Source organism: Streptomyces sp. NPDC005492 (genome assembly GCF_040605995.1).
Taxonomy (GTDB): Bacteria; Actinomycetota; Actinomycetes; order Streptomycetales; family Streptomycetaceae; genus Streptomyces.
Genome location: NZ_JBEXDX010000006.1, coordinates 158,515 through 179,696, shown reverse-complemented (window position 1 = coordinate 179,696; position 21,182 = coordinate 158,515). Strand labels below are relative to the sequence as shown.

General features: G+C 71.0%; 22 protein-coding genes. 6 read left to right on the top strand and 16 right to left on the bottom strand.

What is annotated here, in order from left to right:
* Nucleotides 1-96: 96 nt before the first annotated feature.
* The 9 genes from ABZT04_RS11340 to ABZT04_RS11300 are packed head-to-tail and all read right to left on the bottom strand — an operon-like array spanning nt 97 to nt 8,922.
* On the bottom strand, nt 97-1,473 hold the full coding sequence (locus ABZT04_RS11340; protein ID WP_356055472.1) for an FAD-linked oxidase C-terminal domain-containing protein: 1,377 nt from the start codon (nt 1,471-1,473) through the stop codon (nt 97-99).
* A 28-nt stretch (nt 1,474-1,501) separates the two neighbouring features.
* On the bottom strand, nt 1,502-2,608 hold the full coding sequence (locus tag ABZT04_RS11335) for an acyl-CoA dehydrogenase family protein (protein WP_356055470.1): 1,107 nt from the start codon (nt 2,606-2,608) through the stop codon (nt 1,502-1,504).
* A complete protein-coding gene (locus ABZT04_RS11330; protein ID WP_356055468.1) occupies nt 2,605-3,612 on the bottom strand; it encodes an ABC transporter substrate-binding protein in 1,008 nt (335 codons plus the stop codon). Before ABZT04_RS11330 ends, ABZT04_RS11335 begins: the two co-directional genes overlap by 4 nt.
* 43 nt (nt 3,613-3,655) lie before the next feature.
* Complete coding sequence (locus ABZT04_RS11325; RefSeq protein ID WP_356055466.1) at nt 3,656-4,756, bottom strand: LLM class flavin-dependent oxidoreductase; 1,101 nt, start codon at nt 4,754-4,756, stop codon at nt 3,656-3,658.
* Nucleotides 4,757-4,780: 24 nt separating this feature from the next.
* Nucleotides 4,781-5,749: an ABC transporter substrate-binding protein gene (locus ABZT04_RS11320; protein WP_356055464.1), complete on the bottom strand. Its 969-nt coding sequence runs from the start codon at nt 5,747-5,749 to the stop codon at nt 4,781-4,783.
* Nucleotides 5,746-6,462, bottom strand: a complete 717-nt coding sequence (locus ABZT04_RS11315) for an ABC transporter ATP-binding protein (protein ID WP_356055462.1) — start codon at nt 6,460-6,462, stop codon at nt 5,746-5,748. Before ABZT04_RS11315 ends, ABZT04_RS11320 begins: the two co-directional genes overlap by 4 nt.
* 2 nt (nt 6,463-6,464) lie before the next feature.
* The gene (locus ABZT04_RS11310; protein WP_356055460.1) at nt 6,465-7,346 is read right to left on the bottom strand and encodes an ABC transporter permease; all 882 of its coding nucleotides are present in this window, start codon (nt 7,344-7,346) and stop codon (nt 6,465-6,467) included.
* The gene (locus ABZT04_RS11305) at nt 7,343-8,188 is read right to left on the bottom strand and encodes a sulfurtransferase (protein ID WP_356055459.1); all 846 of its coding nucleotides are present in this window, start codon (nt 8,186-8,188) and stop codon (nt 7,343-7,345) included. Before ABZT04_RS11305 ends, ABZT04_RS11310 begins: the two co-directional genes overlap by 4 nt.
* Nucleotides 8,185-8,922, bottom strand: coding sequence for a lysophospholipase (locus ABZT04_RS11300; RefSeq protein ID WP_356055457.1), 738 nt, complete (start codon nt 8,920-8,922; stop codon nt 8,185-8,187). The genes ABZT04_RS11305 and ABZT04_RS11300 overlap by 4 nt, the downstream gene beginning before the upstream one ends.
* Nucleotides 8,923-9,245: 323 nt before the next feature.
* Between ABZT04_RS11300 and ABZT04_RS11295 the strand changes: the two genes are divergently transcribed.
* On the top strand, nt 9,246-10,139 hold the full coding sequence (locus tag ABZT04_RS11295; protein ID WP_356055455.1) for a LysR family transcriptional regulator: 894 nt from the start codon (nt 9,246-9,248) through the stop codon (nt 10,137-10,139).
* 96 nt (nt 10,140-10,235) lie between these two features.
* Entirely contained in the window at nt 10,236-11,117 is an 882-nt protein-coding gene (gene pqqB, locus ABZT04_RS11290) for a pyrroloquinoline quinone biosynthesis protein PqqB (RefSeq protein WP_356055453.1), read from the top strand.
* 22 nt (nt 11,118-11,139) lie between these two features.
* Here pqqB and ABZT04_RS11285 read toward each other — a convergent pair whose 3' ends face one another.
* The 3 genes from ABZT04_RS11285 to ABZT04_RS11275 all read right to left on the bottom strand — a co-directional run bounded on the left by ABZT04_RS11285 (nt 11,140) and on the right by ABZT04_RS11275 (nt 12,784).
* Nucleotides 11,140-11,541, bottom strand: coding sequence for a MarR family transcriptional regulator (locus ABZT04_RS11285; protein WP_356055451.1), 402 nt, complete (start codon nt 11,539-11,541; stop codon nt 11,140-11,142).
* 82 nt (nt 11,542-11,623) lie between these two features.
* On the bottom strand, nt 11,624-11,974 hold the full coding sequence (locus ABZT04_RS11280) for a VOC family protein (RefSeq protein WP_356055449.1): 351 nt from the start codon (nt 11,972-11,974) through the stop codon (nt 11,624-11,626).
* 123 nt (nt 11,975-12,097) lie between these two features.
* Nucleotides 12,098-12,784 carry a DUF2848 domain-containing protein gene (locus ABZT04_RS11275; protein ID WP_356055447.1) on the bottom strand — a complete coding sequence of 229 codons (687 nt, stop codon included), beginning with the start codon at nt 12,782-12,784 and terminating at the stop codon, nt 12,098-12,100.
* A gap of 132 nt (nt 12,785-12,916) precedes the next feature.
* Between ABZT04_RS11275 and ABZT04_RS11270 the strand changes: the two genes are divergently transcribed.
* The 3 genes from ABZT04_RS11270 to ABZT04_RS11260 are packed head-to-tail and all read left to right on the top strand — an operon-like array spanning nt 12,917 to nt 15,491.
* Complete coding sequence (locus ABZT04_RS11270) at nt 12,917-14,275, top strand: MFS transporter (RefSeq protein ID WP_356055445.1); 1,359 nt, start codon at nt 12,917-12,919, stop codon at nt 14,273-14,275.
* Nucleotides 14,276-14,313: 38 nt separating this feature from the next.
* Complete coding sequence (locus ABZT04_RS11265) at nt 14,314-15,117, top strand: carbon-nitrogen hydrolase family protein (protein ID WP_356055443.1); 804 nt, start codon at nt 14,314-14,316, stop codon at nt 15,115-15,117.
* The gene (locus ABZT04_RS11260) at nt 15,114-15,491 is read left to right on the top strand and encodes a cupin domain-containing protein (RefSeq protein ID WP_356055441.1); all 378 of its coding nucleotides are present in this window, start codon (nt 15,114-15,116) and stop codon (nt 15,489-15,491) included. The genes ABZT04_RS11265 and ABZT04_RS11260 overlap by 4 nt, the downstream gene beginning before the upstream one ends.
* On the opposite strand, the gene ABZT04_RS11255 is transcribed toward ABZT04_RS11260, so the two are convergent.
* The 3 genes from ABZT04_RS11255 to ABZT04_RS11245 form a co-directional block, all read right to left on the bottom strand.
* Nucleotides 15,488-16,135, bottom strand: a complete 648-nt coding sequence (locus tag ABZT04_RS11255) for a GntR family transcriptional regulator (protein WP_356055439.1) — start codon at nt 16,133-16,135, stop codon at nt 15,488-15,490. The genes ABZT04_RS11260 and ABZT04_RS11255 overlap by 4 nt on opposite strands.
* Nucleotides 16,136-16,457: 322 nt before the next feature.
* A complete protein-coding gene (locus ABZT04_RS11250) occupies nt 16,458-16,601 on the bottom strand; it encodes a hypothetical protein (RefSeq protein WP_356055436.1) in 144 nt (47 codons plus the stop codon).
* Nucleotides 16,602-16,963: 362 nt separating this feature from the next.
* Complete coding sequence (locus tag ABZT04_RS11245; protein ID WP_356055434.1) at nt 16,964-17,995, bottom strand: LacI family DNA-binding transcriptional regulator; 1,032 nt, start codon at nt 17,993-17,995, stop codon at nt 16,964-16,966.
* Nucleotides 17,996-18,162: 167 nt separating this feature from the next.
* On the opposite strand from ABZT04_RS11245, the gene ABZT04_RS11240 reads away from it, so the two are divergent.
* Nucleotides 18,163-20,184 (top strand): beta-galactosidase, encoded by a 2,022-nt coding sequence (locus tag ABZT04_RS11240; protein ID WP_356055432.1) that lies wholly within the window; start codon nt 18,163-18,165, stop codon nt 20,182-20,184.
* Between the two features lie 83 nt (nt 20,185-20,267).
* Here ABZT04_RS11240 and ABZT04_RS11235 read toward each other — a convergent pair whose 3' ends face one another.
* A complete protein-coding gene (locus ABZT04_RS11235) occupies nt 20,268-21,128 on the bottom strand; it encodes a ribonuclease BN (RefSeq protein ID WP_356055429.1) in 861 nt (286 codons plus the stop codon).
* Nucleotides 21,129-21,182 lie beyond the last annotated feature (54 nt).

Below are 21,182 nucleotides of genomic sequence, written 5' to 3'. Positions count from 1 at the left end.
GTTCCCGCTCAGCGGGGGCCGCCTGGGGCGCTGTAGTCCGCACGACCCCCCAGTTGACCCGGCACCCCCCGATCGGGGGATCCGATCCGGCGCCGCTCACAGCGTCTTGCCGGGATTGAGGATGCCGTGGGGATCGAACGCGTCCTTCAGCCGCCGCTGCAACGCGTGGGCGGTGGGCCCGAGTTCGTCCGCCACCCACTGCCGCTTGAGCACGCCCACACCGTGCTCACCGGTCAGTGTCCCGCCGAGCCGCAGCGCCAGCGCGAAGATCTCGCCGGCCGCCTCCCAGGCCGCGTCCGGCAGCCGGTCCAGGGCGGGATCGACCACGATGATCGGATGGAGGTTGCCGTCCGCGGCGTGCGCAAGCGTGTAGATGGGCACGTCGTGCCGGGCGGAGACGGCGCGGATCTCGCGGACCGCCTCCGCGAGCCGCGAGCGGGGCACGGCGATGTCCTCGATCAACGGCCGGCCCAGCCGCTCCAACGCGGGCAGTGCGAGCCGGCGGGCCGCCAGCAGGGACTCCGCCTCCACCGGGTCCGCCGTGGTCTCCACGGTCGTGGCCGTCGCCGCCAGCACCCGCGAGACCTGCTCCGCCTCGGCCACCGCCCCCGCCCCGTCGCACTGCACCAGAAGCAGGGCGGCCCCGCGCTCGGCCAGCGCCGGATCGACGGCGTGCAGCACCGGCCCGTCGAGCAACTCCGCGAGTGCCGGTACGACCCCGGCACGCCCGATCGCGTACGACGCCTCGGCCGCCGCCTCGAACGAGTCGAACCAGGCCGCGATGGTGGCGGTCGCCACCGGTACCGGGCGCAGCCGCAGGGTCGCCGACGTGATGACGGCGAGGGTGCCCTCGGAGCCGGTGAGCAGCGCGGTGAGGTCGTAGCCGGTGACGCCCTTGACGGTACGGCGGCCGGTCGTGACCACCGTCCCGTCGGCGAGGACGGCCTCAAGACCGAGCACGCTGTCCCGCGTCACCCCGTACTTCGCGCACCGCAGCCCGCCCGCGTTGGTCGCGATGTTCCCGCCGATCGTCGAGATCGCCGCACTCGCCGGATCGGGCGCGTACCGCAGCCCGTGCCCGGCCGCCGCCCGGTCCAACTCGGCGGTGATCACGCCCGGTTCGACCACGGCGAGCTGGTCGTCGGCCGACAGTTCGAGGATGCGGTTCATGCCGGACAGGTCGAGCACGAGCATGCCCTCACCGGCCGACGCCCCGCCCGACAGACCGGTGCCCGCACCGCGCGGCACTACCGGCACCCGCAGCGCGTTCGCATGCCGGAGCGTGACGGTCACGTCCTCCGTGCGCCGGGCGCGGACCACGGCCAGCGGGACACCGTCCGGCCGGGTGCCCGAACGGTCTGTGGCATGCGCAGCCAACGTACGTGGATCCGTGGCCAGTTGATCGGTCGGCAGATCCCGGGCGAGCAGACCGAGGAGCCGGGCGGCGGTTGTGGTCGGGGGAGCTGTGGTCACAGGTTTTGTACCTTCACTGAGCATGCCGTCATGGGTTCAACGCCTTCGTGCCGATCGCGAGCAGGGCGATGTCCTCCTGGGGCGCGTGCACGGGCGCGCATTGGATGTCCCGGAAGTGCCGCTCCAACGGGTTGCCCCGGGCGAGCCCGGGATTGCCGAGCAGCCGTACCGCCAACTCCACCGCCCGCACACCGTGCCGGTCGGCCAACACCCGTGCGCCCAGGGCCTGTTCGGGGGTGTACGAGGAGTCGCCGGCATCGACGCGGGCGGCCCCGTCGAACACGAGCTGCTCGGCGGCGGCGAGCAGCACCTCGATCTCCCCGGCGGTCCTGCGGAACCGCTCCGTACGGGCCACCGGATGGCCGAGGTTGGCGGGCACCCGGGAGTGGGCGAACGTGTGGAAGAAGGACTGCGCGGCCCGCGCCACCCCCAAGTAGAGAGCTGCGAGCGGGAGATGGAGCGCGGCGCCCGCCCGGTTGTCCTGCTCGGCCGACGCGCCGTACGGGCCGATGCCGATGACGTGCTCGTAAGGAATCTCCACGTCCTGGAACGTCACGTCGTGGCTGCCGCTGGCCCGCAGCCCCAACTGGTCCCAGCGGCCGGCGATCTCGATACCGGGGGAGCCGCCCGGCACCAGGAAAGTGCCGACGCGCGGCTCCGGCTCGTCGGTGGTGGCCCACACCAGGAACCAGTCCAGGCCCTCCGCGCCGGTCACGAAGCGTTTGGTGCCGCTCAGCGACCAGCCCTCCGGGGTTCGCCGGGCGAGTGTCGAGGGGAGCCCGCCGCGTGCGGGGGAGCCCAACTCCGGTTCCACGCGCGCGTGGTTGACGAGCACCGGCCGTTCGAAGGACTCCTTGACGACACGCGCGTACAACTCGCCCGGCCAATGCGGCTGTACGGCCTGGCGGGCGTGCGTGTTGAGGGTCATCGCCGCAATCAGGGCGACGGACGGGTCGCCCTGCCCGATCCGGTGGAGGATGCGCGCGCTCTCCTCGACCCGGGCGCCCCGGCCGCCGTACTGCTCCCCGATGGTCGCGGTGAGCAGCCCTGCCTCGTGCGCGATCCGCAGGGAGTCGGCGGGGAAGGCGCCCGACCGGTCGTAGTCGGCGGCCAGTTCGGCGATGCGCGCGGTCACAGGGCCTTCTTCAGGTCGGAGTTGAGTGCGGTGGTCCAGAACGACTTCACGTCCAAGTGCTTCTTGAGCGCGCCGAGTTCGGTGAAGGCGTCGGCCACCTTCTGCTGGGAGGCGATCGTGTCGTCGCCGACTGTCCTGGCCTGGGTCGGACGCTGCTTCTGCGCGGCTACCAGATCCGACTTGGCCTGCGCCACCGGTTGGTGGGTGGCGTCGGCGGTGACCTTCGCGAAGCCGTCCTCGTGACCGTTACGGACGTAGGCGTACGCCTTGGTGATCCGGGCGATCAGGTCCGCGGCGGCGGCCCGCTGGGCAGGGCTCTTGAGGACGCTGTCGCGCGCGGACCAGAGGAAGTTGCCGGACAGGATGTCCGCGCCGGAGCCGACCGTGCGGGCGCCCTGCTGGTGGGCGGTGATGACCGACGTGCCGTAGGAGGCGAAGGCGTCGATGGAGCCGCCGTTCAGGGCCGCGAGGCCGTCGTTGGGGAGCAGCGGCTTGGCGTCGATGTCCGACCACGTGAGGCCGGCCCGCTTCAGCAGCTCGTAGAGGAAGTAGTGGGCGGTGGTGTTCTGGACGTAGCCGACCTTCTTGCCCTTGAGGCCGGCGATGTCGGTCACCTTGGAGCCCTTGGGGACGACGACTTCCTGGTTGAGGGTGGTGCCGCGCTGGACGGCGACGACCTTGAAGTTGGGCTTGCCGTCGGCGGCCGAGAAGATGGGCGGGATCTCGCTGGAGGAGGCCAGGTCCAGCGCTCCGGCGCGCATGGCCTGGAGTTGCAGGTCGCCGCCCTGGAAGAGATTCCACTTCACCTTGTAGGGGGTGTCGTCGAGATGGGCGTACTTGAGGACGGCCTCGCCGACCTTCCAGCCGGTGTCGCCGACCCGCAGGGTCACGGAGGAGACGTCGGACGAGGTCTCGGCCTTCGCGCTGCCTCCGCAGGCGGCGGCGAAGGGGAGCAGCAGGGCGAGGGCGGCGGCGGACGCGCGCAGGGAACGGCGGAACAACACGGAGTCTCCATAGGGGAGTTCGCAATCAGGAAGGGGAGGTGGTTCAGGCGGCCTGTGAGGTCGTCGCCCGGTGGGCGAGTTCCTGGCGGACCAGGGGCAGGACGTGCCGTGCGTAGTCGATCGCGTCGTTGAGCGGGTCGTAACCCCGGATCGAGAGCAGGTCGCAGCCGATGTCGACGTAGTCGAGCAGCGCCCGGGCGACCGTCTCGGGTGTGCCGACCAGGGCCGTCGACGCGCCCGCCGCGTTGGTGGCGACGGCGGGCGCGGTCCACAGGCAGCGGTCCTGGACCTCGCCTCGCTCGGCGATGTCGAGGAGGCGCTGCGAGCCGACGTTCGCCGGCCGGCCGGTGGTGCGGTAGTGGCGGAGCAACTCGGTGTTCTTCGCCTGGTCCTTGAGAACACCGAGGGTGCGATGAGCCTTCTCCCAGGCCAGTTCCTCGGTGGGCGCGATGATCGGGCGGAACGACACCCAGATCCGGGGATGCGGGCGCCCCGCCGCGTCCGCGACCGCGTTGACGGCGGCGATCTGTTCGGCCGTCTCCTTCAACGGCTCGCCCCACAGCCCGAAGATGTCGCCCTGCTGACCGCCCACCCGGTACGCGTCCTCGGAGGAACCGCCGACCGAGATCGGGACCAGCCCGTGCACCGGCTTCACATCGGAGTAGTAGCCCTCGAACCGGAAGTACTTCCCCTCGTGCGAGAGAGGCCCCTCCGCCTGCCACACCTTCCGCAGGATCTGGATGTATTCGTCCGAACGCTCGTACCGCTCCGCCTTGTTGAGATAGTCGCCCTCCCGGCGCTGCTCCTCGTCGCTGCCACCGGAGATGATGTGCAGCGTCAGTCGGCCGTCACTGATCCGGTCCAGGGTGGCCAGGGCGCGGGCCGCGTGGGTGGGGAAGATGACGCCGGGCCGGTGGGCGAGGATCGGGCGGACGCGTTCGGTGTGGGTGGCGACGAACTGGGCGACCTGGAAGGCGTCGGGCGACGCCGAGTGGTAGGCGACCAGGGTGTGGTCGAAGCCGCCGTCGTCCAACGCCCGGGCGTATTTGCGCAGATGGTCGACGTCGAAACCGGTACGGCTCGCGGCGGCGGGACCCGAGGCCCCGGAGTCGGTGTGGACGGCGCTGATGAACTCGACAGGCATGAGCGAACTCCTAGAACGTGAAGGTCACTTGAGCAGAGAGGTGTCGGTGGACTTGGTCACGTCCACGTTCGGGTCGAGGACCCCGATGCTGTTCATGAGGTCGGCGACCTGCTGGACGGTCGTGTTCACGTCCGAGGTGACGGGCAGCACCTGGCTGTAGGCGGCCGACGCAAGCGTCTTCGCCACGGTGGCGTCGGCGCCGTTGCGTTCCTCGATGGCCTTCGCGTACGCGTCCTGATGGGTGCTGGTCCACTTCAACGCCGTACCGAGGCGCCGCAGGAAGTCGCTCAGGGCCGTCTTCTTCGCGGAGTTCGAGAGCGCCTTCTCCGAGGCGTTGACGAAGCCGATGCCGCTGACCCGGCCGTCCGCGCCGTCGACGAGCAGCCTGCCGCCCTGCTCCAGACCGACGGCCTGGTAGACGCCGAAGGTCGCCCAGATCTTGATCTTCCCGGAGGCGAACGCGGCCTGCGCGTCGGTCGGCAGCAGGTACTGCACCTTGACGTCCTTGTAGCTGAGCCCGTTCTGCTTGAGGACGTTGGCCAGCAGATACTCGGAGACGCTGCCCTTCGCGGACGACACCACGACCTTCTGGCCCTTGAGATCCTTCACGCTGTCGATGCCGGAGTCCTTGCGGACGACGATCCCGACATGCGTGCCGTCGTTCTTGAGGGCGGCCACGTTCTTGACCTTCACACCACCGCTGAGCGCCTGGAGCGCGGGCAGGTCGGCGGAGAACCCGGTGTCGGCGGCGTTCGCCTGCACGGCTTGGTACAGCGGAGCCGCACCCTCGAACTCGGCCCATTTCACCTTGTACTTGGCGCCCTTGAGCGCGTCCGAGGCGGCGACGATCGTCTGGAGTGTCTTGGCCTGGTCGCCGATGGTGAGGGTGACCTGACCGCCTGCGGAGGTGTCCGCCGAGGAGTCGGCGCCGCAGGCGGTCAGCGCCAGCAGGGCGGTCGTGCTCAGGGCGGCGGCGGCGATTCTGCGGATCACGAGGGGGTTCCTTCCAGGGTGCGGGTCACGCCGAGCCAGTTCAGGAGGCGGGCGCGCAGGGTGACGAACTCGGGGGCGGTCAGATCACGGGGGCGGGGCAGATCGACGGTCAACTCGTGGGCGATACGGCCCTCGTCCATCACCAGGACCCGGTCGGCGAGCAGCAGCGCCTCCTCCACGTCATGGGTGACCAGGAGGATCGCGCATCCGTGCAGCCGCCACAGCTCGGCGACGAGCGCCTGCACCCTGCCCCGGGTCAGCGCGTCCAGGGCGCCGAACGGCTCGTCCAGCAGCAGGAGTTCGGGCTCACGGACCAGGGCGCGGGCGAGCGAGACCCGCTGGGCCTGACCACCGGACAGCGTCTTGGGCCATACGGTCGCGCGCTCGGCGATGCCGACCTCGTCGAGCGCCTTGAGAGCGAGCGCCCGGTCGGGCCGCCCGGGCAGACCGAGGACCACGTTGCGCCACACCTTCAACCAGGGCAGCAGGCGCGGCGACTGGAAGGCCGCGCTGCGCCGCGCGGGCACGGTCACCTCGCCGCCGATCTCGTCGTCGAGCCCCGCGAGGATCCGCAGCAGCGTCGACTTGCCGCAGCCGCTGTGCCCGAGCAGGGCCACGAACTCGCCCTCACGGATGTCGAGATCGAGATCGTGCAGCACGGTGTTGCCGTCGAAGGCCCGCGAAAGCCCCCGTATCTCCACGGAGTTGGCCATGTCTACGCCTCACCCTCGAAGTTGGCCCGCCAGGTCAGCAGCCGGCGCGACAGGATCCGTACGGCGAAGTCGCAGACCAGGCCGAGCAGCGCGTACACGACGAGGCAGAGCACGATGACGTCGGTGCGGAAGTACTGCTGGGCGTTGCTCATCAGATAGCCGAGGCCCGCGTCCGCGTTGATCTGCTCGGCGAACACCAGCGCCAGCCACGCGGTGGACAGCGCGTACCGGAGTCCCACGAGTGCCCCGGGCAGCGCGCTCGGCAGGATGACGTACTTGATCAGACCGAGCCGCCCGAGCCCCATCATCCGTGCGGCCTCGACGAGTTGGGCGTCGGTCGAGCGGATGCCGCCGTAGATGTTGAAGTACAGTGGATATGTCACACCGAGTGCCACCAGGGCGATCTTCGGGGTCTCCTCGATGCCGAACCAGACGATGAACAGCGGGATCAGACCCACCCACGGGATCGTCCGGAACATGCCCATCGAGGAGTCGATCACATCCTCGCCGAGCCGGAACAGCCCGGCCAGCAGCGACAGCGTGAGGGCGACGGTCGCGCCGATGAGGAACCCGATGGCGGCGCGGCGGCCCGACGCGGCGATGGCGCTGGGGAGTTCACCGTTCTTCGTCAGGTCCACCGCCTGGCGCAGCACGTCGACGGGGGAGGCCAGCACGGACTCGGGCAGCACACCGGTGGCGGAGGTCAGGAACCAGAGCAGCACGAGGCCGACGGGTCCGGCGGCCCGCCGCACGGAGCGGGGGACGGTGAAGCGGCGAGTAGTCCTCGCCGTGCCCCGGATGGTGACGCGGGCGGCCGGTGGGGCTTGGTCCGCGGGTGCCGACTGGGCGGGCAGCACCGCCGTGTTCAGCGGTTTCGTCGTCATGGCCGGCCTCCCTGCGCGGCCGGACGAGCGGGATCGGCGGACCAGGCGGACCAGGAACCGGGGAAGAGCGCCGCCTCGAACCCGGCGATCTCCAGGGCCGCGATCTGATGGGCTGCGGTGACGCCGGACCCGCAGTACACGCCGACGCGCGCCGCCGCCCCGGCTCCCAGCTCCTCGAACCGCTTGCGCAGTACCTCGGGCGGCAGGAAGGTCCCGTCCGCCGCCAGGTTCTCCCCGGTCGGTGCGGACACGGCCCCCGGAATGTGCCCCGCACGCGGGTCCACCGGCTCGACTTCACCCCGGTACCGCTCACCGGCGCGGGCGTCCAAGAGCAGCCCGGACACGGGGAGTTCGGCGGCTCCGTCGGTGTCGAGGACCGGCAGCGCACCCGCGCGGAGTACGACGTCACCGGGTGCCGGATCGGCGGGGATCCCGGACTCCAGGGGCAGCCCCGCAGTCCGCCAGGCGCCCAACGCCCCGTCCAGCAGGGTGACCTCGGTGATCCCCGCGTACCGCAGCAGCCACCAGGCGCGCGCTGCCGCCGTGTTGCCCAAGTCGTCGTAGACGACGACCGGTTGACCGTCGCGGACACCCCACCGGCGCACGGACTTCTGCAGGTCCGCAAGGTCCGGCAGCGGATGCCGGCCGCCCTCCGGGCTCGGCGGTGCGGCCAGTTCGGTGTCCAGGTCGACGTACACCGCGCCCGGGATGTGGCCGTCCGCGTAGTGGTCGCGACCGTGCGGGTCACCCAGGGCCCAGCGGACGTCGAGCACCGCGGGCGGCCGTTCGGAGGCGAGGAGCTCGGTCAGCTCGGCAACCGTGGTGGTGACGCGGCCGCTCATGCCAACTCCTCGGCAATCAGGGGCAGTTCGGGAGCTTCGGTCGAGAGCCGGAGTCGTTCGAGGAACAGGACGACCGTGGCGGCGACGGTGCGGTGGAGGGCGTCGTTGAGGACGTCGTGCCGGCCGCCGTGGAAGGCCACGGTGTGCACGCCAGGGTGACCGTCGTAGGCGTCCAGCGCCCGGTTGAGCGGGCTCACCGGGTCGTCCTTGCCGTGCAGGGCGAGGACGGGGACGCGCACCAGGTCCAGGCGCGGCGTGGGCAGCGACTCCGGGGTCTCGTCGAGCGCGCCGCGCCGGAAGGCGGGGTCGAGGGTGAGACGGCCCTGATGGGTGGGGCAGGCGGTACGCGCCGCGGTCTCCTCCTCCCAACTGCCCGCCCTCCAGGCACCGGTGGGCAGCCCGGCAAGGATCAGAGCGTCGACGCCCGCTGTCTGCTCGGCCGCGAGCTGAAGGGCGTGGAGCGCGCCCGTGTCGGAACCGACCAGCACCTTCGGGCCGGGCAGCGACTCGTCGGCGAGGAGCTTGGCGGCCTGCTCCAGGACGGCGGGGTCGGTGGTCGGGTCGCCGAGGGCGCGGACGCGGTAGGCGTCGTAGGCGAGGCGGCGGCCGAACCGCTCGTAGACACCGCCGTGTTCGCCCCGCCCGGACAGCACGATCAACGTGCCGCGCGCGGCGAGGTCTTCGGGTTCGTCCCAGGAGGAGACGTCCCGGGAGGAGACGGAGGAAGAGGGCATGGGGCGACAACTCCCGTAGAAGGGAAAGGAAATGAGGGGAGGAAGGCAGGCCGGAGCCGCCGTCACGTGTCAGTGCGCGGAGCGGACGTGATCAGCGAGAACCGGGGAAGGGTGCCGGAGAACGGCGGCAGGTCAACGACAGCGCGCGCTGCACGCCACGCCGAAGTCGATGACTCGGCGCTGCGTCAGAAGGGCAGCGAAAGCGGTCGTGTGCAGCATGCGGCCATCATGACCGGGCGCGACCGATCGCGTCCAACGATGATTCCGCATCGAAACCGATCAGGGATCGCGATCGATACCCGAAACGAGTTACGGTCACCGGCATGCCCCAACCTGTCCTCGACATCGTGGCCCTGCGCAGCCTGACCGCGATTGCGGACTGCGGCGGTTTCCATCGCGCCGCGCGGGCCCTCGCCCTGAGCCAGTCCGCAGTCAGCCAGCATGTGCGCAGACTGGAGAAGACGCTGGGCCTGCCGATCGTCGAGCGGGAGGGACGCGGCACCCGCTTCACGCCTCAGGGGCGGCTGCTCCTCGAACAGGCCCGCCGCATCCTCGCCGTGCACGACGAAGCCGTACGCACACTGCTGGACGTGGATGGCGACACGATCACCATCGGCTCCACCGAACACGCGGCCGACCAGTTCCTGCCACGGCTCACCGCGGCCGTCCAGGAGGTGCGGCCCGGCTGCCGGGTCCGCTTCCGCATCGACCGCTCGGCCCGGCTCGTCGACGCCGTGGAACGCGGCAGCGTCGACATCGCGGTGTACGTCACCGAGGCCGCCGCCACCGAGGGCACACCGGTCGGGGGCCTCCCGCTCACCTGGCACGCCACGCCCGGCTGGCAGCCGCCGGCCGCGCCCGCGCCCGTGCCGCTCGTCGCCATCGAGGACCCATGCGCGATCCGCCGCCGCGCCATCTCCACCCTCGCCGCGCACGGCGTACCCGCCGCGGTCGTCGGCGACGCCGGCTATCTCGCCGGTGTCCTCGACATCGCCCGTACCGGACAGGGCGTCGCCCTGCTCGCCGCCGTCGGCACCGCCCCCGACGGTCTGACCCCGTACGACGGCCTGCCCGCGGTCACCCCGATCCCCATGAGCGCCCTCGCCCGCCCGGGCGCCGACCCGGCGACGGTCGACGCGGCCTTCGCCGCCGTACGGGCTCTGCTGCGCGCTCGACCCGCCGAAGATCGGCCGGAACTGCCCCCTGCGGTGGGATAGTCCGGCCCGTTTCGGAGGAAAGATCCCTCGGGGAGATTCGGTGACCCGCATGCGGCGACCCGGATGCGATGTCTGGGATGCGATGTCTGGGATTCGATGACTCTGCAAGGGGGCGCGATCATCGTGAGGGTCGTCCTGCTCGGTACCGCCGCCGACGGTGGTTTCCCGCAGTGGAACTGCGCCTGCGCGCTGTGCGCCGCCGCCCGCGACGGCAAGCTGCCCGCGCGCACCCAGGACTGTGTGGCCGTCACCGGCAACGCGCGCGACTGGTGGCTGCTCAACGCCTCGCCCGACATCCGCTCCCAGCTCACCGCCACCCCCGCGCTCCGGCCGGGTCCCGGCCCGCGCGACAGCCCCGTGCGCGGTGTGCTCCTCACCGACGCCGAGCCCGACCATGTGGCGGGCCTGACCGTGCTGCGCGGGGTGGCGGGCCTCAAGGTGTACGCCCCGTCGCCCGCCCTCGCCGCGCTGACCCCGGCCCGGCTCGTCCTCGACCGCTACGCCCCGTGGGAGTGGGGTGACAGCCTCGCCGAGGGCGGGTTCGTGCTGGCCGGCGGCCTCGTCGTCACCGCCCACCCGGTGGGCGCCAAAGCCCCCGGGTACGTGCCGCCCCGCCCGTCGGACGACCGCTGGGTGACGGCGTACCGCATCGAGGACCTGGCCGGCGGCGGGGCCCTCGTCTACGCACCCCGCGTCGCCGCCTGGACGGACACCCTGGACGACCTGCTGACCTCGGCGGACTGCGCCCTCCTCGACGGCACCTTCTTCACCGCCGACGGGACGGCGACGAAAGGGCATCTGCCGGTCTCGGGCCCCCGGGGCAGCCTCGACGCGCTCGCCCGTCACCCCGGTGTCCGCCGGATCTACACCCACCTCGACAACACGAACCCGTTGCTCGACGCGGATTCGAAGGCGCGGGCGCAGGTGAACGGGGCGGGGGTCGAAGTGCTCATGGACGGAGCCGAATTCGTGGTGTGAGACAGGACCAGGGACCCGGCCGCTACTCCCGCGCGTCGTCCAACATCCGTGCCAGCACGCCCCGTTGGAGCGGCAGCACCTCCGCGTGCAGGTCGCGGCCCTTACGGGTGAGCGCGACCCACACCCCGCGTCGGTCCTCCACGCAGACGGAACGTGCCACGAGGCCGTCCTTCTCCAGCCGTCCGATGAGACGGGAGAGCGCGCTCTGGCTGAGATGGACCCGTCCGACCAGGTTCTGCACCCGGCACTGGTCACCGTCCTCGGGCGACTCGGAGGCCAGGATGTCGAGCACCTCGAAGTCGCTCGCGCCCAGACCGTGCGGATGCAGCACGCGGTCGATCTCGCACATCGTGCGCGCGTGCACGGACAGGATGTCCCGCCACTGTTCCTCCAGCCGCCGGGCGCCGGCTGTTTTCACTGCCATAACTGAACGGTAACACCGATCCGGCCAGTCATTGAGCGCGCAACTAGTGCATGTACAAGTAGCGGTCGCTACGGCACCGGTGTCAGGCGGCCGGATTCTGGGTGAGCCCGACGAAGTTGCCGTCCGCGTCCTTCACGAAGGCGATCAGCTTGCCGCCGCCGACGTCCTGGACGTCCTGGACCAGCTCGGCCCCCGCCGCCACCATGGCCGCGAGCCGGGTCCGGATGTCGTCCACGGTCCAGTACGGCACCGGTCCGGTCATGCCCTTGGCGTGCCCGTTCGGGTCGAGGCCGACGTCCTGCCCGGCGGCCTTGTAGCCGACGTAGTACGGCTCGTCCGCGTACGGCTCGACCCCGAGCAGTGCGCCGAACAGGGCCTTCGCCCTGTCGAGGTCCTTGACGGGGTAGATGATCGTGTTCAGTCCGTCGGTCATGGCGAGCTCCTCCGTGAAGCGTGGTCCGACGGATTTCGCCGGTGAATTCAGGCTAGGGCGGGGGAGAGGGCGGGGGCTTCTTCAATCCTGACCGGGTGGGCCGGACGGCCGTAGAGCCCCGCTTCAGCCGATCGGCTCCGGCATCGGCACCACGTCGTAGGAGAGAGGGATTGTGTCGCCCGTGACGGGGTCGCCCAGCTCCACCCGCCAGGACTCGGCGAACTGGTCCACTCCCTCGGCCATGGGGATCGTGCCCGAGATGAGGACGGTGCCGGGGGTCAAGTCGCCCCGGGAGCGCAGTACTTCGGCCCAGTATCCCGGGGTGAGCAGTTCGGCGAGTGTGCCGTGCTGGATCTCGGTCTCCTCGCCGGCGTGGGTGACCCACGCGCGGAGCGTCAGGTCGTCGAGGCGGGACTCCACCTCGGCCAGTCGCCAGGCGCGCCGGGCGAGCACGTCGGGTCCGGCGTTCTTGCTCCAGGCCACGCCGTGCACCTCCAGATCGCGGTCGGTGTGGTCGCAGGCGGCGGTGAGCAGCAGCTCCCCGTCGGCGGCCACGACCAGGGCCCACTCGGCCTCTCCGGAGGTGCGGGCGTGCTGGGCGGCGACGCGGTCCGTCTGCTGGGCGAGGTAGGGGGAGACGGGATAGAGGGCCGGGGTCACGGACGGCGCGGGGACGCCGAGCTCGGCGAGTTCCGCGACATGTGCGGCGACATCGTCCTGGCTGCGTCCGGCGTAACCGGCGTTGAGCACGTGCACGACATCGACGTCACGGGTCGAACCGTCGGGCAGTTCGAAGGTCAGCAGGGCCACGAGTACTCCTGGGTAGGCGTGTTTCGGCCTGGTCAATTTCCGGCGCGGGGGTTGCGCATACGACCTGTATACAAGAAGTATGCCGAAAGGTCGATGTCTCGATGTCCCCTCGACGACGCAAGGACGGGAAGCATGCAACACCCCCAGCAGGCCGCCGCGCCGGTACCGGCCGGCCGCTCCGGCATCCGCCGGGCCTTCATCGCCAGCCTCACCGGAACGGCACTGGAGTGGTACGACTTCGCGGTCTACTCCGCGGCCGCCGCCCTGGTCTTCGGCGATCTCTTCTTCCCCTCGAAGAACCCCCTGACCGGCACATTGCTGGCGTTCTCCACCTACGCCGTCGGCTACGTCTCCCGCCCGCTCGGCGGCTTCGTCTTCGGCCGCCTCGGCGATGTGATCGGCCGCAAGAAGGTCCTCATCGCCACCCTGGTCCTGATCGGAGCGGCCACCTTCCTGATCGGCGTCCTGCCCACCTACGGCACGGTCGGCATCGCCGCCCCCATCGCCCTGGTCGTGCTGCGGTTCGCGCAGGGCGTCGGGGTCGGCGGCGAATGGGGCGGCGCCGTCCTGCTGTCCAGCGAGTTCGGCGATCCGCGCCGCCGCGGGTTCTACGCCTCCGCCGCCCAGGTCGGCCCACCCGCCGGCAACCTCCTGGCCAACGGCGTGCTGGCGGTCCTCGGGGCGACGCTCAGCGAGGGCCAGTTCGAGTCCTGGGGCTGGCGGGTCGCCTTCCTGCTCTCCGGGGTCCTGGTCGGCTTCGGCCTGTGGATCAGGGCGAAACTGGAGGAGACCCCGGTGTTCAAGGCCCTGGAGGCCGAACACAGCCGCCCGCAGACCCCGGTCCGCGAGGTCTTCACCACCCAGCCCCGCGCCCTGTGTGCCGCGATCCTCTGCCGCGTCGGCCCCGACGTGCTCTACGCGATGTTCACCGTCTTCGTACTGACCTACGCCACCGACGAGTTGGGGATGTCACGCGGCTCGGCCCTGACCGCCGTACTCGTCGGCTCCTCGCTCCAGATCTTCCTCATCCCGCTGGCCGGCGCCCTCTCGGACCGCGTCAACAGGCGCCTGCTGTACGGCTGTTCCGCCCTCGCCGCAGGCGTCTGGCCATTCGTGTTCTTCGTCCTGATCGACGGCGGCAACCGCGTCCTGCTCGTCCTCGGCGTCGTCGTGGGCCTGGCGATCCACTCCCTCATGTACGGACCGCAGGCGGCCTTCATCGCCGAGCAGTTCTCGCCCCGCCTGCGCTACACGGGCTCCTCGCTCGCCTACACCCTCGCGGGCCTCATCGGCGGCGCGATCGCCCCGCTCCTGTTCACCGCACTGCTCAGCTCCTACGACAGTTGGGTCCCGCTGGCGCTCTACATCGCCGTCGCCTCGGCCGTGACCGTCATCGGCCTGTCCCTGGGCCGCGACTCGGCCCAGGCGGTGGACGAGGACGTACGACTGGCCGACGCCCAGGAGACCGAGCCCGCCGTGCGCGTCCCGTGACCTTCCACCTCCAACTCGCCCGAGAAAGGCGGCACTCCGTGCGCATCGCACTCGGCCAACTGGTGACCGGACCCGAACCCGAGAAGAACCTCTCGCTCATCGAGGACGCGACGACGCGCGCCGCCGAGGCCGGCGCCGACCTCGTCGTGTTCCCCGAAGCGTCCATGGCCTGCTTCGGCACCCCTCTGGCAGAGGTCGCCCAACCCCTTGACGGCCCCTGGGCCAACGCGGTCCGCGACATCGCGGCAGCCGCCGGCATCGTGGTGGTGGCGGGCATGTTCACCCCGGCCACCGACGGCCGGGTGACCAACACCCTGCTGGCCACGGGACCGGGCGTCGAGGCGTCGTACGACAAGATCCATCTCTATGACGCGTTCGGCTACGCCGAGTCCGAGACCGTCGCGGCGGGCTCGCGGATCGTGACGATCGACGTGAACGGCGTCCGACTTGGCCTTGCCACCTGCTATGACGTCCGCTTCCCGGAGCTGTTCCGGGCCCATGCCGACGCGGGGGCCGTGGCGACGCTGCTGGCGGCCTCCTGGGGTGCCGGACCGGGCAAGCTCGACCAGTGGGAGCTGCTGGTGCGGGCCAGGGCCCTGGACGCGACGGTGTGGGTGGTAGCCGTGGACCAGGCCGACCCGGCCGCCGAGGGTGCCGTCGTCCAGGGGACCGTGCCCACCGGCATCGGCCACAGCAGGGTCGTGGGCCCCGACGGGAGCGTGCGCGAGCACCTCGGCGCGCAACCGGGAATCCTGGTGGCGGATGTGGACGTGGACGAAGTGGCGGCGGTCCGTGAGAAGACCTCGGTGCTCGCCAACCGACGACTTGGGGTACAGCGATGAGCAAGCCGGAGTTGGAGTTCCACCTCCCCGCCGCGCCGTGGACTGCCCCGCCGGGAGCGGGAGTCGGCGTACGGGAACAGGTGCTGGCCGAGGATGCCCGAGGCGAGCGCCGCACCACACTCGTCCGCTGGGAGCCGGGCACCGACACCTCCGAACAGGGCGTGGCACACCACGAGTTCTGGGAGGAGGTCTACATCCTCGAAGGCGCTCTGCACGATCTGTCGCTCGACGAGACCTTCGCGCAGGGCACGTACGCGTGCCGCCCGCCCGGCATGCCGCACGGCCCGTGGACGGCACCCGACGGCGTCACCATGCTCGTGTTCACCTATCCCGCGGATACGGACATGGATACGGACTCGGGCACGGCGGCCTAACCGGCGAGCAGCACCTTCAAGGTCGAGCCCAGATGGTTGTCGATCGCCGCGCAGGCGGCCTCCGCGTCACCGGCGGCGAGGGCGTCCAGGATCGCCTGGTGCTCGTCCAGCACCGCTTCCTGGCGTCCTCGCTGGTTGAACAGGGCCACGACCCCGGCCCGGACCTGGCGGCTGCGCAGCCCGTCGTAGTGCCGGTCGAGGAGCGCGTTGCCCACGGCCGAGACGAGCGTCGCGTGGAAGAGATGGTCCACGGCGATGAACTCCTTGGCCTGGCTGGGGCCGCTCAACACACGCTGCCGCTCCAGGAGTTCGCCCAGTTCGCGCACGGGAGCCGTGCTCGCGCCGATGGCCTGCTGCGCCGCGTACCGCTCGACGATCCCGCGCAGCTCCATAAGCTCGCTGATCTCCCGGCCAGACAGCGGTGCGACCCGGGCACCCCGCTTCGGCACCAGCTCGACCAGGTCCTCGGCAGCCAGCAGGAGCAGCGCCTCACGGATCGGAGTGCGCGACACCCCGATCCGATCGGCGATGTCCTGCTCCGAGAGGAACGCGCCCTGCATCGCCGGATCCGTGAGCACCGAGTCCTTGAGGTACGCGTAGGCCTTCTCCCGACCGGATGTCACCGCTGCCCCCAGAGATCGCATACATCTTGTATACGGAAGTTACCACGGGCGTCGGCGGTCGGCTTGGGTGCGGCGGCCCTCGACGGGGAACCCTGGAGGGACATTCGGGAGGTCCCTCGTGTCTGCTTCGCGCCGCTCACAGGCCCACCCGCGATGTACCGCCGCCGAGCCGGAGAAGAACGTGCGCCGGCCTGAACGGCAGACTCCGCAGGATCGGCTCCATGGCCCTGAAGAGAGCATCGTCGTCCGGCCCGGAGGCGTGCACCACGGCTTCGCCTCCTCCGAACTCGTTGCACAATCTCACCGAGGTCTGGCATCCCGCTGTGCGGCGCCTACCGCCGCCCTACCAATCGATGTCGGTCAGCAGGAACGGCTCGTCCTCGGGCGCCCTCTTGCGGGCCCGCAGGGCTTGTTCGGCCGGTGCGCCGGCCGGTACGTGCAGGGGAGGGGCGGGGTCCTCGATCGTGTCGGCGACTGTGGCGGCCACGTCTCCGGGCTGACCAGAGGGCCGCGGAGCGCGGGGTGCCTGCGTGCGGGTCGTCGCCGAGCAATCGCCCTGTTCGGCGTCACCTTCAACGCCGGCCTCGGCCAGTCCAGGTGGGGGAGGAGAGACACCGGCGAGACGGACGAGCGCGCGCAACCGGGTACGCATCAGCGGCCCCGACCGACGGCTCCGAACTCACCGGCGAGGTCTGGATCAAGTTCGTGGCCGCGCCGGGCGCCGAGGCCGTATGGGCGTAGGCCCAAGGCCTCACCGCTGAGGCTCAGCCGTCACCCGGCACCGCCTCGTACGTCAACTCCCGTGCCACGCCAAGCTGTTGACCGAGCTCCTCATGAGGACCCGCGCCCTCACGTCGACTCCCGCTTCACCAACTCCGTAGGAAGTATCACCGCCGCCGTGTCCTCGCCCCCGATCTGCGCCAGCAGCACCCGCACCATCTCCGCGCTGATGCGGTCGAACGGCTGCCGCATCGTGGTGAGTTCGGGGCTGGACGCGAGCGCGGCGGGGGAGTCGTCGAAACCGCCGACCGAGACGTCCTCCGGTACCCGCCGCCCGGCCCGCTCCAACGACGTCAGCACACCCCGGGCCATCAGGTCCGAGGCGACGAACACGGCGTCCAGGTCCGGGACTTGGGCAAGCAGGCGCTCGGCACCCTTCTCGCCGCTGAGGCGGCTGTAGTCACCGGAGACGACGAGACGGTCGTCCACCTCGACGCCCGCCTCGGTGAGCACCTCCTTGTAACCGGCGAGGCGCTCGACACCGCCCGGGGTGTCCAGCGGTCCGGTGACCGTGCCGATGCGGCGGCGGCCGAGGGAGAGGAGGTGCCGGGTCATGTCCCGGGCGCCGTCCCGGTCGTCGGCGGCGACATAGCTGATCTTGGAGCCGAGCCCGATCGGCTTGCCGCACGCGACCAACGGCACGCCCGCCTCGCTCAGTTCCTCCGCCACCGGGCTCCCGGAGTGGCTGGAGACCAGCAGCACCCCGTCGACGTGCCCGGAGGTGATGTACCGCGTGATGCGCCGCCGTTCGTCCTCGGTGCCGGCCAGCATCAGCAGCAGCGGGATGTCGTGCGCTGCCAGAGCCTGGGTGCAGCCGCGCAGCAGGATGTTGAAGTTGGGGTCCTCGAAGAACTTCTCCTGCGGTTCCGTCAGCAGGAAACCGACCGAGTCCGAGCGCCCGGTGATCAGCGAGCGGGCGTGCCGGTTCACCACGTAACCCGTCCTGCGGATGGCCGCGTTGACGGCCTCCTGCGCGGCCGGACTGACATAGTGCCCGCCGTTGAGGACGCGCGACACCGTGCCCCGCGAGACGCCCGCCTCGCGCGCCACGTCATGGATCGTCGGCGCCCTGCGCCGACCCCCCGCATTGCTCATGGTCAAGACTCTACGGCTCCCGGACCGGAGCCAGAAGCAGCGACATGGGAGCGTTCACAGCAGAGAACCATCAGGCACCCTTGTCAGCAGTCATGGGCGTGCGATTATGTTGGGGCTGCGCTGTTGGGCGCGCTGTGTGCACGTTCCCAAATGATCGACTACGGGAGAGATCCATGCCGGAGACCACACCCAGGGGCCTCACCGGGCTCGCCTTCGGTGGGGACTACAACCCCGAGCAGTGGCCGGAGAGCGTCTGGCAGGAGGACGTCCGGCTGATGCGGGAGGCCGGCGTCACCATGGTGAGCGTCGGGATCTTCTCCTGGGCACTGCTGGAACCCGAGCCCGGTGTGTACGACTTCGGCTGGCTCGACCGGCTCCTCGACCTGCTGCACGAGAACGGCATCCGCGCCGACCTCGGCACCCCCACGGTCGCCCCGCCCGCCTGGTTCTACCGCGCCCACCCCGAGGCCCTGCCTGTCACCGCCGACGGCACCCGCTACGAGTTCGGCTCGCGCGGCGCGATCTGCCACAGCAACGCCGACTACCGTGCCGCCGCCGCGAACATCACCACACGGCTCGCCGAGCGCTACGGCGCCCACCCCGCCCTCGCGCTGTGGCACGTCTTCAACGAGTACGGCGTCCCCGTCTCCGCCTGCTACTGCGACTCCTGCGCCACCCACTTCCGCCGCTGGCTGGCCGGGACGTACGAGAGCGTCGACGGCGTCAACGAGGCCTGGGGGACTGCCTTTTGGGGCCAGCGTTACGCGGACCTGGGCCAGATCAACCCGCCGCGGCTCACCCCGACCGCAGTCAACCCGGCCCAGGCGCTGGACTACCAGCGGTTCGCGGACGCCACAATGCGCGAGAACTTCGTCGCGGAACGGGACATCCTGCACCGCCTCGCGCCCGGTATCCCGGTGACGACCAACTTCATGGCCGCCCTCAGCCAGTGCGAGTCCGTCGACTACTGGGCCTGGGGCCGCGAGGTCGACCTCGTCACCAACGACCACTACCTGATCACCGACGGCCGCCGCACCCACGTCAACCTCGCGATGGCCGCCGACCTCACCCGCTCGGTGGCGGGCGGCGCCCCCTGGCTGCTGCTCGAACACTCCACCTCGGGCGTCAACTGGCAGCCCCGCAACCCCGCCAAGGCCCCCGGCCAGATGGCCCGCAACGCGCTCTCCCACGTGGCGCGCGGCTCGGACGGCGCGATGTTCTTCCAGTGGCGCCAGTCCCGGCGCGGCGCCGAGAAGTTCCACTCGGCGATGCTCCCGCACGGCGGCACCGAGACCCGCGTCTGGCGCGAGGTCGTCGAACTCGGCGCGTCCGTCGACAAGTTGACCCCGATCAGCGGCACCCGAACGCAGGCCGACGTGGCCGTCCTGTGGGACTGGCAGTCGTGGTGGGCGCAGAAACTGGAGTGGCGCCCCAGCGAGGACCACGACGCCCGCGAGCGCGCCGACGCCTTCTACGAGGGCCTCTACGACCGCCACCTCACGGTCGACTTCGCCCACCCGGAAGCCGACTTGTCGGCCTATCCCCTTGTCGTCGTACCCGCCCTGTACCTGATGACGGAGGCGGCCGGCCGCAACCTGAAGCGGTACGTCGAGCGGGGCGGCACCCTCGTCGTCTCCTACTTCTCCGGCATCGTCGACGAGCACGACGCCGTCCACGAGGGCGCCTACCCCGGGCCGCTGCGCGACGTGCTCGGCCTGACCGTCGAGGAGTTCTCACCCCTGCTGGCCGGGGAGCGGGTCCGCATCACCGGCCCCGACGGCTCCGAACTCACCGGCGACGTCTGGACCGAGTTCGTGGTCCCGCACGGTGCCGAGACCGTGTGGACGTACGCCGAAGGCCTCACCGCCGACCACCCGGCCGTCACCCGGCACCGCCTCGGCGAGGGCACCGCCTGGTATGTGTCGACCCGGCTCGACGCCCACGGCCTGGACGCCCTGCTCGGCTGGGCGACCGAGGACGCCCGGATCGCCCCGCGCGCCGACCTGCCGTACGACGTCGAGGTCGTCCGCCGCGACGGAGAGTCGGGTGCCTACCTCTTCGCGATCAACCACAGCGCCGCGGACGTCAAGGTGCCGCTGGGCGCCGACGGCACCGAGCTGCTGACCGGTGAGCGTGCCGCGGGCCGCCTCGCGGTGCCCGCCGGCGCCGTGCGGGTCGTGCGACTCGACGGCTGAACGGACTCCCCTCCGCCCGCGAGAGCCGCGAGCGGCGGGCGGAGGGGGACCTTCCCGTTACTTGGGCTTGTGTGCCTGCTCGGCTACGGCGGTGTGGAACGTGTCGGCGGTTCCTCCTGCTCGGCGTCCGCCGCGTCCGCCGCGTCCGCCGCGTCCAGGTCTTCCGGCTGCACGCGGAACGACGCGTCCGGGTCGCCGAACCGCTCGCACAGCAGGCGGCCCACCAGGGCGCCGCCGTAGAGCACGAAGCCCACGCCGACCAGCCAGGACTCCACCACCAGGACCGTGCCGACCGGACCGTAGCTCACCGCGTTGGTGACCAGGAGCGGGGTGAACACCAGGTAGGAGAACCAGCGCAGGCCGACCAGGCCCGCCATCGTGGCGAGCGCGCCCGGGAGCAGGTAGCGCCATTGGACGTGGCGGTTGAGCAGGAAGTGCGGGCCCCACCAGAAGAACAGCAGGCCGGCGGCCATGCTCAGCAGGATGCGGGGCGTGCCCTCGAGGACATTGCGGGTCTGCACCTGCGCGTACAGGTAGACCATGAGCATGAACAGCCAGATCAGTTGCCGCCAGATGCGATGCCACGGGGCGCCGGTCGGGCGCCATACGCGCTCGTAGCCGTTCTGCACACTCGACGCGAAGGACAGGCCGAACAGTGCGAGCAGCCCCACGCTCAAGGCGCTGGTGGTGCCGATCACCTTGCGGGGCGGGGTGAAGACGTCCGTGAGCGCGCGGGCGGAGCGGCCGGACAGGTCCATGCCGTCCACCAGCCACAGCGCGAACCCGCCGTGCCCGAGCGGATCGGCAGCGGCCACCACGATCAGCAGGGGAGCCAGCGTGACCAGGGCGAGCGTCGCGAACCCCATGGCCCGGTGCAGGAGTTCCAACTCCCGCCCGCGCCGGTGGAGTTCGGCGAGTCCGAGTCGCTGCCACGCGGTACGCATCCAGCTCACCTCGGAGATCCCGCAGGGCGGGTGGCCGACCGTCTCATGAGGGCC

Excerpts from the sequence above, each read along its gene's own strand:
- ABZT04_RS11260 (WP_356055441.1), top strand. The coding sequence starts at position 15,114 with ATGAGCAAGCCGGAGTTGGAGTTCCACCTCCCCGCCGCGCCGTGGACT.
- ABZT04_RS11315 (WP_356055462.1), bottom strand. The coding sequence starts at position 6,462 with ATGGCCAACTCCGTGGAGATACGGGGGCTTTCGCGGGCCTTCGACGGC.
- ABZT04_RS11285 (WP_356055451.1), bottom strand. The coding sequence starts at position 11,541 with ATGGCAGTGAAAACAGCCGGCGCCCGGCGGCTGGAGGAACAGTGGCGG.
- ABZT04_RS11270 (WP_356055445.1), top strand. The coding sequence starts at position 12,917 with ATGCAACACCCCCAGCAGGCCGCCGCGCCGGTACCGGCCGGCCGCTCC.
- ABZT04_RS11305 (WP_356055459.1), bottom strand. The coding sequence starts at position 8,188 with ATGAGCGGCCGCGTCACCACCACGGTTGCCGAGCTGACCGAGCTCCTC.
- ABZT04_RS11235 (WP_356055429.1), bottom strand. The coding sequence starts at position 21,128 with ATGCGTACCGCGTGGCAGCGACTCGGACTCGCCGAACTCCACCGGCGC.
- ABZT04_RS11325 (WP_356055466.1), bottom strand. The coding sequence starts at position 4,756 with ATGCCTGTCGAGTTCATCAGCGCCGTCCACACCGACTCCGGGGCCTCG.
- ABZT04_RS11295 (WP_356055455.1), top strand. The coding sequence starts at position 9,246 with ATGCCCCAACCTGTCCTCGACATCGTGGCCCTGCGCAGCCTGACCGCG.
- ABZT04_RS11310 (WP_356055460.1), bottom strand. The coding sequence starts at position 7,346 with ATGACGACGAAACCGCTGAACACGGCGGTGCTGCCCGCCCAGTCGGCA.
- ABZT04_RS11300 (WP_356055457.1), bottom strand. The coding sequence starts at position 8,922 with ATGCCCTCTTCCTCCGTCTCCTCCCGGGACGTCTCCTCCTGGGACGAA.
- ABZT04_RS11280 (WP_356055449.1), bottom strand. The coding sequence starts at position 11,974 with ATGACCGACGGACTGAACACGATCATCTACCCCGTCAAGGACCTCGAC.
- ABZT04_RS11255 (WP_356055439.1), bottom strand. The coding sequence starts at position 16,135 with ATGCGATCTCTGGGGGCAGCGGTGACATCCGGTCGGGAGAAGGCCTAC.
- ABZT04_RS11240 (WP_356055432.1), top strand. The coding sequence starts at position 18,163 with ATGCCGGAGACCACACCCAGGGGCCTCACCGGGCTCGCCTTCGGTGGG.
- pqqB (WP_356055453.1), top strand. The coding sequence starts at position 10,236 with ATGACTCTGCAAGGGGGCGCGATCATCGTGAGGGTCGTCCTGCTCGGT.